We start from the raw sequence: 12,693 nt of genomic DNA, 5'->3' as shown, positions 1-12,693 counted from the left end.
AACTAGCCCCCCAGTCTACCGGAGACCATCAAAAACGGCGTTGATCCATTCAAGCGCGCCCCTGTCGGCTTGCATCAATGCCGCAAGGTAGTTTCTCGCTGCGGGCCTGGTCTCCACAGCGCATGCATGTTTCTTGTCGCTGAGCAGCTTCTTGCAAAGCTCCTGCGATGTTGCGATCGCCTCCCTGTGAATCCGCCAGGTATCGCGCTCGTTGGGCGGAAGCGCCACGCGGAAAGGCATCTCGAATGGTGGCCCGGCGCGCGGACTTTTCGGATTTTGCAGATCCGTCAGATCTTGATCATCTTTCAACGGCGACTTGACGAGAATTTCAGCAATCGCCTTTAGATTGTACATCTCGCCGAACACGCGGTGGATGATTTGTCCGCGCAGATGCGCCGTTGCCGGCGGCGGATGCCGTCTGGTCAGCGCGAGCGCATGCAGCAGCCAGGTCAGCAGCATGCGATATCGAACATTGAAAAGCCCCGCCCACCGGCGCGACCGCCTGCTTTCGATCTTGGTCCTGCCTGCAGATGCGTGCGCCGAACAGCGGTTTTCCGAATAGTCGCTCGACGGGTTGAACGGAACGTTCCAGCTGAACTCACTCGCATCCTTGTGGTTGCGAAGCTCCTCGTACATCGCGTGGAAGCGCTCGTAATGGCTTTTTTCTTCAGTTTTTGTGCTTTGAATATAGGGGCGGACCGCTCGCAGGATATTGCTGCCTCCCAACAATTCTTCAACCGCAACGAGGCCTTCGCCCTGCTCGGAAAGCTGTGCCAGAGCGAGAATGGCCTGCTCTCGGGTCGTGACTTTGCTGATGAAGAGGTTGGCCCGTTCGGAGCCTGTTTGCGCGGCGACCTCCGCAGTTGTCGTCTTCGGCGCAGGTTCGCCGCGGTAGCTGCGCCCCCAATCATCCCAGCTCATCTGGCCGAAAGCGGCGTCGACAAAGCAGTGGTCCGGGATCTTCTCGGGATCGCCGAGGATCTCGACGATCCGGTGGTAAAGCTCCCCGACGTGTCTGACTTCGTCCCCTTCGACTTCGTCCCCGAAGCTTTCTCCTTGCTGCTCGACGTGCGCCTCCGCGGCCGCGCGAATTGCAGCGTACTGTTCAGGGCAATCCTTCTCCAGACCCACGGGCATTTCTGCATAGCAATAGCAGGCCAGGGAGCCGTGGGTCAGGCGCTCGAGCTGAAACGGAAAGGCCTGGAACGGCGTGTGAAAGGGGTAGTCCTCGCGGTCGATGTTGATGGGACCGCCAAGCAGCGCCAGGACGTTCTGCACCGTCAGCAGATGTCCCATTTCCTCGCGCGCGATCAGCAACAGAATCTCGCGCCAGCGCCGCGCCTGCTCGACATCGTCGCGCAGCGAATAGGCCGCGTACAGATACTGCACCATGAGGGCATGCTCGATCGATGCCCCCATCTGCAAGAGCACGAGCAGATGTTCGTACCAGGAAAGTTCTCGGCTTTTTTCGATCTGACGCTCTAGACGTTGCTGCACAACAGTCCTCCCCAAGCAAGCAGAGCCTAGCTCACATCATCTCCCCGAAAATCGACGGCATGCTCAACCAGCATATCCCAACGATCGGTTCCACACCACCACAAGGTGAATCGTGCGTCGTCACAACGCGATCGCAGTGCAGGCCCTATTGTCCGCCCTGCAGGGCCTGCCTTGGACGTTGCCGCGACAAAGCTCGAACTGCTGGCAGGTCAGGACTTCGCGCTCGTCCGACGTGGAGCCGACCGCTTCCGTCCCCACCTCGGCCGGGAGCTGGACGACGCCACGATCGCTCATCGTCTTGCGCGGCGCGGCCTCGAGCTAGGTGATGGCCGGCTTCGGCCTGGCGACCGGGGCGTGGGGAATGCAATGCACTTGCGGCGCATTGGCGGCTCGAAAGGCCGGGAGGGCCGAGAAAAATTAGTGCAGCAAAATCAATGGTGGGGGAGGCAGGACTCGAACCTGCGAAGCCATGAGGCGGCTGATTTACAGTCAGCTCCCTTTGCCACTCGGGACACTCCCCCGCTCGACGGCAGCACAATCGGACCGGACCTTGCCGGCGGACCGAAACGGCCATGGAGACGTGAAGGCCGCGACTGCCCGAAGGGACACGGGGCGCGACCGGGCGCGTTTATGGGCGAAGCGGCGGGGCAAAGTCAACCGAGCTGAGCAGCTAAAATGGCCTCTTTGGACACCCAAATTGCCAACTTTCGGAACCCGTGAGACAAGCGAGCGCATGAACGATCGCAAATTCGGTCCCAGACCCCGGCGCGGCGGGGCTAAGCCCTTCAACAAAGGCGCAAAATCGGCGTCCCGGCCGGCTTGGCGCGACCGCGATTCGGCAACCGACGGACCGGTCATCCTCTATGGCTGGCACACGGTCACCATGGCGCTGCAAAATCCGGAACGGCGGATCCGCAAGCTCACGCTGACCGAGAATGCGGCCCGCCGTCTCGCCGAGGAGAATATCGAGACCCGCATCGCCCCCGAGATCGTCCGTCCCCAGGAAATCGACCGGTTGCTGTCGCCAGATGCCGTGCACCAGGGCCTGCTCGCGGAGGCCGATCCCCTGCCCTCGCCCGACATCGAGACCCTGGCGCAGGAAGGCATGGTACTGGTGCTCGACCAGATCACCGACCCGCACAATGTCGGCGCGATCCTGCGCTCCGCCGCGGCCTTCGCCGTAAAAGCGATCGTCACCACCGCGCGCCACAGCCCCGAGGCGACCGGCGTGCTGGCGAAAGCCGCCTCCGGCGCGCTCGAGCTCGTGCCGATCGTGACCGTGCAAAATCTCGCCCGCGCGCTGACCGCGCTCAACGAGCGCGGCTTCCAGACCGTCGGCCTCGACAGCCAGGGTAGCGAGGACCTCTCCGAGGTCGCCTTGCGCGAGCCGCTTGCGCTGGTGCTCGGCGCTGAGGGTAAGGGCCTGCGGCAATTGACGCGCGAAACATGCAGCGTGGTGGCCAGGCTTGACATGCCCGGCGAGATCAAGAGCCTCAACGTCTCCAACGCCGCCGTGCTGTCGCTGTATGTCGGCGCGAGCCGGCTCGGGCTGATGAAGCGCTGAGTTCGAGGCAGAACAAAACGCCCGTCCGCGTGATGCGAACGGGCGTCTCGAAACTCAACTCAACCGATCAGGCGATCAGTAATAGCGGCGCAGCACGCGGTGACCGTAGTAGTACGGCGAGTGGCGGTGTGCGTAGCCATAGCGCGGGCCGTAGCCATAGTGCACGCGCGGCAGATAGCCGTAGCGCGGACCGTAGCCGTAGCGATACGGACGGTAATACGGCCGGTGGTAATAGTGGGAATAGGCAGGCGCTGCGACGGCCGCGCCATAGCCGTAAGACCGCGGGCCATAGTTGACGACGGCGTCCTCACGGTAGGTCGGATACGGCGCGAACGCGCCGGGGCCGGTGTAGGTCGGGCCCTGGTTGACGTAGTAATACTGGGTGGTCGGCTCGGCGAGGCGATCAAAGCCCCAGCCACCGCAACCGGTGTTGCAGCCCGAATAGACCGGTGCAACGGGCGCCGCGCAGGGGCTCCAGCCACAGGCCATGGCGGGCGCCGCCCCCACCACCATCACGGCTGCCGCCGCGACCAATCCTGAAATCATCTGACGCATTACTCTCTCCTGTCGATTTTCGTTTGTTGGATTTTGCTTGGGTATCGATCTGCCTGGACTTACCTGTGCAGTTCATGATCGCCGGGCACCTGCGCGTGAGGCGACGGGCGGAAACGACGATGCGGATCGACGTTGATCTGGGGAGCAAGGATCACCGGCGGCGGATCGGCCGGCACATCCACCTGCGGCGGCAGCGGCGCCGATTGCACGCCCCAGCTCCGGTAGTAGCTCTCGGCAGGCTGCGGCAATTTGCGATTCGTCGGCGGCTCGACCTCGAGGCGGCCATAGCCGGGCCGCAAGCCCATGCTCGGATAATAATGGCCGACATCGCTCGGCTGTCGCTCGCCGATGTAGCGCCCGCCATAGATCGTGGGCTGCACCTGCACGTTCTTCGCCAGCCCCCATTCGCCTTCGATGACGGTGTAGGAGGCATCGATGCCGTTGATGATGATCGGCACGGCGGGACGACCTGGAATCACGATGTCGAAGCCGTCGCCGGCAAGCGCCGTCACGGGCAGTCCGACCAAAAACGCAATGAGCGCGACAGCGCGCATGAAAGGGTCCCGGGTTAATCGGCCGAGAACCTATCCGATCGCCACAGTCAGAGTGTTAAGGCAGGCCGCTGAAATTCCGGTAAGCCTAACGCGTAAGGATTGGCGGGCGCTCAAATGCCGCGCCGGCGATATCGAAGCGTTAACGGCAACCGCTTGCCGGTCGCATGACGCCATTGCTGCGCGGTTGCGTGGCAGCAAACAAACATCCTGCACGGGTTCACGTCGATGTGACCCCACGGGCGACAAACCGCGGAACCACGGCCGGACGTCGCACTTACCCAAGGTCTCAACCACATGGAGCAAATACCATGACGAGCCTCAGGCTTCTTGGCGCGGCTGCGCTTCTCGCGTCCGCGCTGGCGACACCTGCCTTCGCGCAAATGGCCAACGATCCGAACCGCTGCGCGGGCCTCTTCCAGGATCCTGCTTGCCAGAACGTCGCCCCCGGCACCGCCACCGGCAGGCATTATCGTCACAGCCGTGCCGCCTACCGGCAGGCGCCTCCGAATGATCAGACCGGCTTCTGGCCGGCAGACGCGGCAGCGGCGACTGCCGGCGCCGCTGTCGGCACTGCGGCCGCCGTCACCGGTGCTGCTGTTGGCACCGCGGGCGCAATCGCAACCGCTCCGTTCGGAGGCTGGAACAATTCCTACGCCTCTTACGACCAGGGCGGTACCGGCTGGCACGGCGACTGGAACAGTTACGCCGCCCGCAACGGCATCGTTTGCAGGCCCGGCACCTGGATCAAGGGCGACGACGGTCGCCGCCATCTCTGCCAGTAGGACGCTCGCTTTCAGGCTGAAATGGCTCAGGCGGCCCTCGGGCCGCCTGTTTTTTTGATCGCTTGCACCCGAGCGGCGCTCCCTTGGTGCAGCGCCGGCGGGTTCTGGCACTTTCCGGACAAGTCTGGTATTGCGACCGCACGAAAGCGGACCTTGCCGGCGCCATGCCGGTGGTTTTTCGTGTTTCCTGAAAGTGGCCGGCTTAGCTCAGCGGTAGAGCAGCGGTTTTGTAAACCGAAGGTCGGGGGTTCAATCCCCTCAGCCGGCACCAGCTTCTTGACGCTCACCTCCTCGCCTCATCCATCGGACTTGACTGCACTGGCGGCACGATCGCGCAGCAGGTCGGCTTCGAGATCGATGACGATGTGGTGCAACAGACGCGCGGCAAGCGGATCCGTCACCTCCTGCGCCAAGATCCTGTAGCGGGCGATCTCGCTTTCACGCTCGTCGAAACCTGCATCTGTGACCATCGCTGCACCCTCCAGCAAACCTGACGCGAAGGGCCCGCAGATCGTTTCGCTAAAATTTTCCAATCATTCTTCATGGTTCACAGCTCGTAAATAATGCTGACTGGCGTTCGTCCCGCAGCAGGACAGTCTGGAGACGAGCATAAAAAAACGGCCTCAGCATCTGGGGGCCCTGGTGGAGGCGTAGTGCTGAGGCCGAACGTCCGCGCCGGTGTCAAAACGGCACGCCGGCAAGCTGCTCTGCTTCGCGGGTTCCCGCACTTGCTTATGTGAATCCGTTGCGTCCTGCTCATACTTCGCAGGCCTAGCCCAGCCTCACTTCCCCACCTCGAACGCCAGCAGCACGTTGCCGGCGGTGCCGCTCCATTGGCCGTAGCCGGAGTTGGTGTAGAGCATGCCGTCGACGATCACCGGACCCGGGCCGTCGATCGCGCCGCCTGACGCCGCAACGCCGTTAACGGCCTTGTAGGTCCGCGAGGTGTCGAACTCCCACAGCATTTTTGCATCCGCGGTCGCGTAGGCGCGCAAGTACCCGCTGACGCCACCGGAGAACACGACACCGGGAATCGCGCTGATTGCAGCTGACAGCGCGGGGCTGCATTGCGGGCGCTCGCCGCAAGCGACCGGCGGCACCTCCCAGGCGACCTTGCCGCTTCCCAAATCGAGTGCGAACAGCCCGCCGCCTTGCGTCGAGTCGAGCCGCCGGGTGCCGTCGCGCAGGAAGCGCACGTCGGAGATCGCGACATAGATGCGGTCCTGGTCCGCGGCCGAGCCCCATTCGCTGCCGCCGAGCGGACCGCCCTTCCCGATCCGCGTCTGCCAGAGGATCTTGCCCTCGTTGTCCGGATCGAGCGCGTGCACGACGCCCGATTTCTGGCCGATGACGATGACGCGCTTGCCGTCGCGCAGCTTCACCAGGATCGGCGACTGGCCGAAATCATGATCCGGCCCGTGATCATCAGGACAATTGGTCTGGTCGGCGGTGAAGCAGGCCACGACGAAGGCGTCCTTCGGCGAAGCCTGCTGTTTCCAGAGCAGCCGTCCGGTCGCAAGCTCGAACGCCAGCACGGCATCGCTGGTCGCGGCCGGCGGGTTCGAATAGGAGTTGCTGGTCGCGACATAGATCGCCTTCCGCTCGGTGTCGATCGTCGGCGCAGACCAGATTGCGGCGCCGGACGGACCATAAAGCTGCGTGCCGCGCGCATTCCTCGTCGTCGGTTGCGGCACCTCGGGGATCGTGTAGGCCTTCCAGATCAGCTTGCCCGTCGCGGCCTCCAGCGCGACGAGGCTGCCGCGGAAGGTGCAGCATTCGTAATTCGGCTGCGATCCAGCCGCCTCCTCGAGCGAGGACACCGGCACGTAGAGCACGCCGGAATAAAGCACCGGGGCGCCGGTGATCCGACCGGCCGGGTGCTCTTCAACGTTCACTTTCCAGATCAGCGCGCCGGTCAGCGCATTGACGGCATAGACGTTGGCGCGGCCATCGCCGAAGAATATCGCGAACTGATCCGTGCCCGGGACCTGCCCGAAGCTGATCGCCGCGCGGACCGTGAGGTCGGGTGCAAACGTCCACACCGTGCAGCCGCTCTTCGCATCGAGCGCCCGCACCTTGCGATCGGAGCCGCCGACGAATAACAGCCCGCCGACGACCGTCGGCTGCGCAAAGGCGAGCGTCGCGCCGGGAAACGCATACGCCCATTTCAACGTCAGATGCGGCACCTGCTCCGCCGTCATCCCGGCCGGCTGGAAACGGCTGTTGTTGAGATCGGCGCCCCAGCCATTCCAGTGCGGCCCGTCGATGTCTTGAGGAAAAGCGGTGACGGCCTGCGTGCAGCGGCCGGACGCGTCGGCGGCCGCAGCCGCGCCGCTCACCGCCGCCTTGCCGGTGACGAAGGATGCGATCGCCTTGCGCTCGTCATCGCTGCGCCCCTGCGCCATCGCCGCCATGCTGCCGGTGCTGAGTGTCGCCAACACCTGCTCGAACGACATCGCCTGCATCGCACTGCGAGGCGGCACCCGGCTCTGCGCGGCGCTGCTATCGTGGCATTGCGCGCAATGCGTGGCATAGAGCGCGGCGCCATCCTGTTGCGCAATCGCGGGAGCACCGCAGGAGATCAGCAATAAGGCCACGATTGCGTTCAGCTTCATCGTTCACACCCCAGCAAGAGCAGCGAAGCGAAATTCCGTCACGCAAAGCGAAGTGTAGTGCGAAGGCCTCGGAGAGAGCAACAGACGTCGCGGCGACGCCCGTCACAAGGCCTTCGCAATGTCTCCTGTCTCATCGGGCAGATCGGCAAGACGCCACAGCCCGAGGCTCTTGTCCCGCCAGCCGCCTCCGCCCTCCTCGCAACGCTCGTTGATCACCTCCAGCGGCGCCGGCCAGCCGAACGGCGCCCGCTCGAGATTCAATGCGCGCCAGTCGCCATCCTCGCAGTCGAAATTGTCCCGCCATTCCGGAAAAGTGGTGGCGAGCAGAAAACGCGCACCGCTGGCGCGGAAACGCGCCAGCGCGCGGGAGATGTTCTGAAAGCTCAGATGCACGAGGCAATCCCGGCACAGGATGACGTCGGCCCGAGGCAGTTCATCCCGCGTGATGTCAGCGCTGATGAAGCGGCCCAGGAGCTCGCCCTGCGCAACCCGCCGGCGGTTGGCTTCGATCAGCGACGGCACGATATCGACGCCGATATAGTCGACGTCGAGCCTGCATCCGCCGATCCAGCCGGCATCCCCGCAGGGCGCATCGAGCAGCGAACGCACGCCGAGGCGCCGCAGCAAAGGCGGCAGCGCTGCCCTGATCGCGGCGGTGGCCGGGTCTTCGGAGCCAAGCCCCGACACCGAGGTCGGAGCGCCCCACAGATTGGTACGGACGATGCGGTCAAACCGTCCGGCAAGATCGAGACCGGCAAAACTCTCGCGGTCGGCGAGGAAGCGCCGATGGGCGAGCACAAGTGGACGATCGGAAGACATTGGGCATGACCTCAAGCGAATTCCAGGCAAGTCAAATTTCCGTCGCAGGCACACTATACAGGCCACACCTCCCGATGAGTATCCGCTGGAAAAGAGTTGCTGATGATCACGCGACGAACCACCCTTGCAGGCTTGGCCCTGCTCTCGCTGTCACCCGTAGCGCGCGCTGAGCCCGGCGACGACGCCTTGACGCGTCATGCCGCGGAGGCTTCCGGAAAACGCCCCGCCGTGATCCTGCTGCACGGCGAAGCCGACCAGAACGTCTCGATCGCGAACGGACGGAAATTGATCGAGCTTGCGAGGTCCGTCGGTGCCGAGGCCGAGTTCGTACCCTATCCCGGCAAGCCCCACGGCTTTGACTTCTCCGATACCGATCCGATGGCTGCGGATGCGATCGACCGCGTCAGCCGGTTCTTTCAGGCACGGCTCGCCGACTTAGGGCGCTGACTACACGCTGGATCAAAGTTCAGTTAGAGTGCGCAATCCCATGCGCCCCTATTCCAGCCAGGAAAGAGCCAAGATCACCGCAGGTGCGGTCGCGGCCGTCGTTGCGACGGGCATGCTGTTCGTGGTCGCGCTGGCTCTTCTGATTGTGCGTTAAGGTCTGCGGCGCCGGCGGCGCAAGGCCGCCGGGTCACCGGTGCCCCCACGCCTAGCCGGCGCGCACCGTCGACAGGAATTTGCCGACTTCGAGCTTCAGCCGGTTGCTGTCGGTCGCCAGCATCTTCGCGGTCGAGAGCACCTGCGAGGAGGCCGAGCCGGTCTCGGCGGCGCCGCGCTGCACGTCGCCGATGTTCGAGGACACCTGCTGGGTGCCGCGGGCGGCCTGCTGAACGTTGCGCGCGATCTCCTGCGTCGCGGCGCCCTGCTCTTCCACCGCCGCGGCAATCGTCGAAGAGACTTCCGACAGCCGCTCGATGGTTGCCGAGATCTCGCGGATCGCCGTCACAGAATCCTGGGTGGCGGTCTGGATGCCGGAAATCTGCTGGCCGATTTCGCCAGTCGCCTTCGCGGTCTGCTCGGCCAGCGACTTGACCTCGGAGGCGACCACCGCAAAGCCGCGACCGGCCTCGCCTGCGCGCGCGGCCTCGATGGTGGCGTTCAGCGCAAGCAGGTTGGTCTGGCCGGCAATCGTGTTGATCAGCTCGACGACGTCGCCGATCCGCGTCGCCGCGGTCGAGAGCTGGCTGACCCGCTCGGTCGTCGAGCGCGCCTGGCCCACCGCGTCGATCGCCATCCGCGCGGATTCCTGCACCTGGCGGCTGATCTCGTTGACCGAGGACGACAGCTCCTCGGTCGCGGAGGCAACCGACTGGACGTTGCCGGTGGCTTCGCCCGAGGCGACAGCCACGACCGATGTCAGCTCCTGCGCGCGCTGCGCCGTGGTCGCGAGCGTCGAGGAGGACGCTTCGAGCTCGGTGGAGGCGGAGCCGACGGTATCGACGATCTCCCCAACCGCGCGCTCGAACCCGTCGGCGAGATCGACCATGTCACGCCGGCGTTGGGCGGCGGCCTGCCGCTCGGCGTCTTCCTGGGCCTTCTTGAGCCGCTCGACCTCGAGCGCATTGGTCTTGAAGATCTCGACCGTCTTCGCCATTTCGCCGATCTCGTCGCGGCGATCCTTCTCGGGCACCTCGGTCGAAAGATCGTTCCGGGCCAATCCCTCCATCGCGAGCTTGAGCCGGGCGATCGGTTGCGACATCGCCTTGAGGCCGATGAAGAGCGCGATCACGACGCCGAGCAGCAGGCCGGCCGCGCTGACACCGATCATCGTGCGGATCGAGGCGCTGGCCTCCGCGCCGAGCGCTTGCCTGCGCTTGGTAACCTGTTCGGCCGTCTCCGCCGCAAATTTGGCGATGTCGGCGAGCGCTGCATCCATCACCGGATCGCACTCCTTGTGGGCGCGGTCGGCAGCCTTGGCGTTTTCTTCCGTCGTACTCGCCTTGGCCCCGGCCTCGAGCACCGGGTCGCAGGCTGCAAACACGCCCTTCAACTTGTCGCGGATGGTGCGGATTTCGCCGGCGCGGGCTGCATCCTCCTTGATTGCGGCATCGAGGAAGCCGGCGATCTGATTGCGATTCTCGTTCGCGATCTTAAGGCGCCTGGCGTTGCCCTCCTCGGTGGTCTCCGTCAGCGTGGCGTAGAGCGCGGCGTGATAAGTTTCCGCCCGCCGCTGCGCACGAGTTAGGCCCAGCGCTGCCGATTCGGCCTCCGTCAACTCAGAGAAGCTATCGACCGTCGAGGACAGCTGGATTGCGCTGAAGGCCGCCACGCCGATGAGGGCACTGCCCAGCACCGTAACGATCAGGCCGACTTTCAAGACAATCTTCAGATTATTCAAAAAGCGCATCGCAACTTGTCCGTGTGGAGCCAATCGGCGTGGAACCCGGCAGGGAAACCCGCCCCAATGGAACCCACGGACATTAAAACTTGATACAAATTTGCGAGCGTAAAATTACGGGAAAATAACCGTTGGGACCCGCCTTGTAAGCTTCCTGTAAGCTTTCTACGACTACGGCGACATCACCTTGATCGTGCGCGACATGAAGGCGGTTCGTCCAAAGCCTTTCCAGTCGGTGTGCTCAACGAGGTCCCAGCCGAGCCGCTGATAGAACGGCGCGGCACTGATCGTGTAGAGGAAGATCTGGGCAAAGCCGCGCACGCGGGCCTGCGCCTCGATCGCGCGCACCAGCACGGCGCCGGCCCCATGCCGCCGATGCTCCGGCGCCACGAACAGTCCGGCAAGCCACGGCGAGACCTGGTGGTTGGGCTCAATCTCGGAGGGCACCAGCAGGCAGGTGCCGACCGGCACCGTCCCGCGCTTGGCGATCAGGGCCACCTGCCGCGCCTGGTCCGCCGCGAAGCGATTGAGCGTACGCCGCTCCTTCTCGACGCTCGCCTCGAGCACCGAAAACGTCTCCGCGCGCCAGCGCGCGCAGATGTCGATCTCGGCGGTGCCGGGGTTGACGATGTAGGTCTCTATCTCGGCCATTTCTATCTCGGGCATGGCGCCGACAAAAGCCGAGGCCGCACGAACGCGCAAGCTGTGCACGGACACAGCTACAGCCCGAGCTAGGGTGCCGTCGTTGCTCAGGTCGGGGACGCTTCCGTCCTCTCCGTCTCGTGGCGATCCTGCGCGCGTGCAAGCTCATCGGCGAACTTGAGCACGAGACGCCGCTTGTCGGGCGGCAGCAACAGGAAGGCGCGCACCAGGCACAGGCCCTCGGCCTCTTCCGACGATTCGTCCTTCGATTTCATTGCCGCATTTTCGGGCGATCGGGAAAAATATGCAATCCCCTGCAAGCATGGCTTGATTCGGCGCGGCCGGTTTGCTGGAATGGCGTGCGCGCAGAGGTGGACCATGAAGTGGATCAGGGAACGCGATGCGCTTATTGCGCAGACGTTAGCTTTTGTTCAATCCGTGACCGGACGGAAGGAGGAGACGCTCCTGACGGGGTCTGCTTCCGTGCCCCCGCCAATCGCCATGGAGGTCACCTCCGTGGTGGTGATCGAAGACGTCCGTGAGGTCGAGCAGCCGCCGCAGACGGCGCCTCCGCCCCAACCCTTCCAGGTCTCGCCGCCCAGGAGATCAGGCGATTTCCGCAGCGAGGTGCTGGCCAGGGTTGCCAATTTCCGCAAGCATCAGGAGCGTTTCGAGCGCGAGCGCGAGGAGTTTTGCCAGTCGACCCTCGCCAAGGTCAGGGACGCCATCAGCAATCCCCCGCCCCGGCCGCCGGCCGCGACCTGACCTCAGGCCATCAGAGCCAGGACCAGACCAGCAGCAGATTGGCCGCACAGGCGCCGATCAGCGCCAGCGTGAGCGGCAGGAGCATGTGCTCGCAGGAGGTTTTCAGGCCGGTCGTCATGGCCAGAAACATCCGCTGATTCCAGCCCGGGAGTCCCAGGGATTCTTTTTTTTGGGATTCAGGACTCGTTTACGACTCAAGCCCCGGCCGCCCCATTCACGGATCCGTGATGACGCGCCATCCGGTGAAGCCAGGCTGAAACCCTCAATCCACTCGAGCGTTATGGCCGTTCCGGAGGCAGGACCGATGCCCTACGCGCTGTTTTACAACGACGCCCAACTCAGCAAGGCCTATCCGAGCGAGGCCGACGTCTGGAAAATTGCGCAGCAGAGCGGCCTGGTCGTGGACGTCGCCACCGACGAAGACAGGCCGGGACCGCGCCGCATCCTGGACAATGACTACGAGATCAAGCCGTGCCGCACTGGTCCGGGCGAGGATCCTGCCAAGAACAAGGCAGACGCCGAGCGGCAATCCAGGATGGAGCTGCAGTTCAATTCGTGA

Annotated in this window: 14 protein-coding genes and 2 tRNA genes; 6 read left to right on the top strand and 10 right to left on the bottom strand. The window is 64.3% G+C overall.

What is annotated here, in order from left to right; genetic code table 11:
• Positions 1-15: 15 nt before the first annotated feature.
• Both QQL28_RS00245 and QQL28_RS00240 read right to left on the bottom strand, forming a co-directional pair.
• Complete coding sequence (locus QQL28_RS00245; protein WP_284260031.1) at positions 16-1,497, bottom strand: ferritin-like domain-containing protein; 1,482 nt, start codon at positions 1,495-1,497, stop codon at positions 16-18.
• Positions 1,498-1,932: 435 nt separating this feature from the next.
• Positions 1,933-2,018: transfer RNA gene (locus QQL28_RS00240), tRNA-Tyr, on the bottom strand.
• A gap of 212 nt (positions 2,019-2,230) precedes the next feature.
• Between QQL28_RS00240 and rlmB the strand changes: the two genes are divergently transcribed.
• Positions 2,231-3,061 carry a 23S rRNA (guanosine(2251)-2'-O)-methyltransferase RlmB gene (gene rlmB / locus QQL28_RS00235; RefSeq protein ID WP_284260030.1) on the top strand — a complete coding sequence of 277 codons (831 nt, stop codon included), beginning with the start codon at positions 2,231-2,233 and terminating at the stop codon, positions 3,059-3,061.
• Positions 3,062-3,136: 75 nt separating this feature from the next.
• Here the strand turns inward: rlmB and QQL28_RS00230 are convergent, their stop codons facing one another.
• Both QQL28_RS00230 and QQL28_RS00225 read right to left on the bottom strand, forming a co-directional pair.
• On the bottom strand, positions 3,137-3,616 hold the full coding sequence (locus QQL28_RS00230; RefSeq protein WP_284260029.1) for a hypothetical protein: 480 nt from the start codon (positions 3,614-3,616) through the stop codon (positions 3,137-3,139).
• 59 nt (positions 3,617-3,675) lie between these two features.
• Positions 3,676-4,170, bottom strand: a complete 495-nt coding sequence (locus QQL28_RS00225) for a hypothetical protein (protein ID WP_284260028.1) — start codon at positions 4,168-4,170, stop codon at positions 3,676-3,678.
• A gap of 308 nt (positions 4,171-4,478) precedes the next feature.
• On the opposite strand from QQL28_RS00225, the gene QQL28_RS00220 reads away from it, so the two are divergent.
• Both QQL28_RS00220 and QQL28_RS00215 read left to right on the top strand, forming a co-directional pair.
• Complete coding sequence (locus QQL28_RS00220) at positions 4,479-4,952, top strand: hypothetical protein (protein ID WP_284260027.1); 474 nt, start codon at positions 4,479-4,481, stop codon at positions 4,950-4,952.
• Positions 4,953-5,148: 196 nt separating this feature from the next.
• Positions 5,149-5,223: transfer RNA gene (locus tag QQL28_RS00215), tRNA-Thr, on the top strand.
• Positions 5,224-5,248: 25 nt separating this feature from the next.
• Here the strand turns inward: QQL28_RS00215 and QQL28_RS00210 are convergent.
• From QQL28_RS00210 to QQL28_RS00200, 3 genes are all read right to left on the bottom strand, one after another.
• Positions 5,249-5,422 (bottom strand): hypothetical protein, encoded by a 174-nt coding sequence (locus tag QQL28_RS00210; RefSeq protein ID WP_284260026.1) that lies wholly within the window; start codon positions 5,420-5,422, stop codon positions 5,249-5,251.
• A 312-nt stretch (positions 5,423-5,734) separates the two neighbouring features.
• Positions 5,735-7,567 (bottom strand): outer membrane protein assembly factor BamB family protein, encoded by a 1,833-nt coding sequence (locus QQL28_RS00205; protein ID WP_284260025.1) that lies wholly within the window; start codon positions 7,565-7,567, stop codon positions 5,735-5,737.
• Positions 7,568-7,669: 102 nt separating this feature from the next.
• A complete protein-coding gene (locus QQL28_RS00200) occupies positions 7,670-8,386 on the bottom strand; it encodes a class I SAM-dependent methyltransferase (protein ID WP_284260024.1) in 717 nt (238 codons plus the stop codon).
• 102 nt (positions 8,387-8,488) lie between these two features.
• Here QQL28_RS00200 and QQL28_RS00195 point away from each other — a divergent pair, with 102 nt between their 5' ends.
• Positions 8,489-8,833: an alpha/beta hydrolase family protein gene (locus tag QQL28_RS00195; protein ID WP_284260023.1), complete on the top strand. Its 345-nt coding sequence runs from the start codon at positions 8,489-8,491 to the stop codon at positions 8,831-8,833.
• Positions 8,834-9,038: 205 nt separating this feature from the next.
• Here the strand turns inward: QQL28_RS00195 and QQL28_RS00190 are convergent, their stop codons facing one another.
• The 3 genes from QQL28_RS00190 to QQL28_RS00180 form a co-directional block, all read right to left on the bottom strand.
• Positions 9,039-10,736 (bottom strand): methyl-accepting chemotaxis protein, encoded by a 1,698-nt coding sequence (locus QQL28_RS00190; RefSeq protein ID WP_284260022.1) that lies wholly within the window; start codon positions 10,734-10,736, stop codon positions 9,039-9,041.
• Between the two features lie 162 nt (positions 10,737-10,898).
• Positions 10,899-11,378: a GNAT family N-acetyltransferase gene (locus QQL28_RS00185; protein WP_284260019.1), complete on the bottom strand. Its 480-nt coding sequence runs from the start codon at positions 11,376-11,378 to the stop codon at positions 10,899-10,901.
• Between the two features lie 98 nt (positions 11,379-11,476).
• A complete protein-coding gene (locus QQL28_RS00180; protein WP_284260018.1) occupies positions 11,477-11,644 on the bottom strand; it encodes a hypothetical protein in 168 nt (55 codons plus the stop codon).
• 103 nt (positions 11,645-11,747) lie between these two features.
• On the opposite strand from QQL28_RS00180, the gene QQL28_RS00175 reads away from it, so the two are divergent.
• Both QQL28_RS00175 and QQL28_RS00170 read left to right on the top strand, forming a co-directional pair.
• Positions 11,748-12,134, top strand: coding sequence for a hypothetical protein (locus QQL28_RS00175; RefSeq protein WP_284260017.1), 387 nt, complete (start codon positions 11,748-11,750; stop codon positions 12,132-12,134).
• 304 nt (positions 12,135-12,438) lie between these two features.
• Positions 12,439-12,693: a hypothetical protein gene (locus QQL28_RS00170; RefSeq protein ID WP_284260016.1), complete on the top strand. Its 255-nt coding sequence runs from the start codon at positions 12,439-12,441 to the stop codon at positions 12,691-12,693.

This window comes from Bradyrhizobium iriomotense (genome assembly GCF_030160715.1).
GTDB classification, from domain to species: Bacteria; Pseudomonadota; Alphaproteobacteria; order Rhizobiales; family Xanthobacteraceae; genus Bradyrhizobium; species Bradyrhizobium iriomotense.
The sequence above is the reverse complement of the archived record's forward strand: the minus strand, read 5'-3'. Positions and strand labels throughout refer to the sequence as shown.

What these genes read in the sequence shown, in the direction of transcription:
- rlmB (WP_284260030.1), top strand. Translation starts at nt 2,231, where the DNA reads ATGAACGATCGCAAATTCGGTCCCAGACCCCGGCGCGGCGGGGCTAAG.
- QQL28_RS00230 (WP_284260029.1), bottom strand. Translation starts at nt 3,616, where the DNA reads ATGCGTCAGATGATTTCAGGATTGGTCGCGGCGGCAGCCGTGATGGTG.
- QQL28_RS00225 (WP_284260028.1), bottom strand. Translation starts at nt 4,170, where the DNA reads ATGCGCGCTGTCGCGCTCATTGCGTTTTTGGTCGGACTGCCCGTGACG.
- QQL28_RS00220 (WP_284260027.1), top strand. Translation starts at nt 4,479, where the DNA reads ATGACGAGCCTCAGGCTTCTTGGCGCGGCTGCGCTTCTCGCGTCCGCG.
- QQL28_RS00210 (WP_284260026.1), bottom strand. Translation starts at nt 5,422, where the DNA reads ATGGTCACAGATGCAGGTTTCGACGAGCGTGAAAGCGAGATCGCCCGC.
- QQL28_RS00205 (WP_284260025.1), bottom strand. Translation starts at nt 7,567, where the DNA reads ATGAAGCTGAACGCAATCGTGGCCTTATTGCTGATCTCCTGCGGTGCT.
- QQL28_RS00200 (WP_284260024.1), bottom strand. Translation starts at nt 8,386, where the DNA reads ATGTCTTCCGATCGTCCACTTGTGCTCGCCCATCGGCGCTTCCTCGCC.
- QQL28_RS00195 (WP_284260023.1), top strand. Translation starts at nt 8,489, where the DNA reads ATGATCACGCGACGAACCACCCTTGCAGGCTTGGCCCTGCTCTCGCTG.
- QQL28_RS00190 (WP_284260022.1), bottom strand. Translation starts at nt 10,736, where the DNA reads ATGCGCTTTTTGAATAATCTGAAGATTGTCTTGAAAGTCGGCCTGATC.
- QQL28_RS00185 (WP_284260019.1), bottom strand. Translation starts at nt 11,378, where the DNA reads ATGGCCGAGATAGAGACCTACATCGTCAACCCCGGCACCGCCGAGATC.
- QQL28_RS00180 (WP_284260018.1), bottom strand. Translation starts at nt 11,644, where the DNA reads ATGAAATCGAAGGACGAATCGTCGGAAGAGGCCGAGGGCCTGTGCCTG.
- QQL28_RS00175 (WP_284260017.1), top strand. Translation starts at nt 11,748, where the DNA reads ATGAAGTGGATCAGGGAACGCGATGCGCTTATTGCGCAGACGTTAGCT.
- QQL28_RS00170 (WP_284260016.1), top strand. Translation starts at nt 12,439, where the DNA reads ATGCCCTACGCGCTGTTTTACAACGACGCCCAACTCAGCAAGGCCTAT.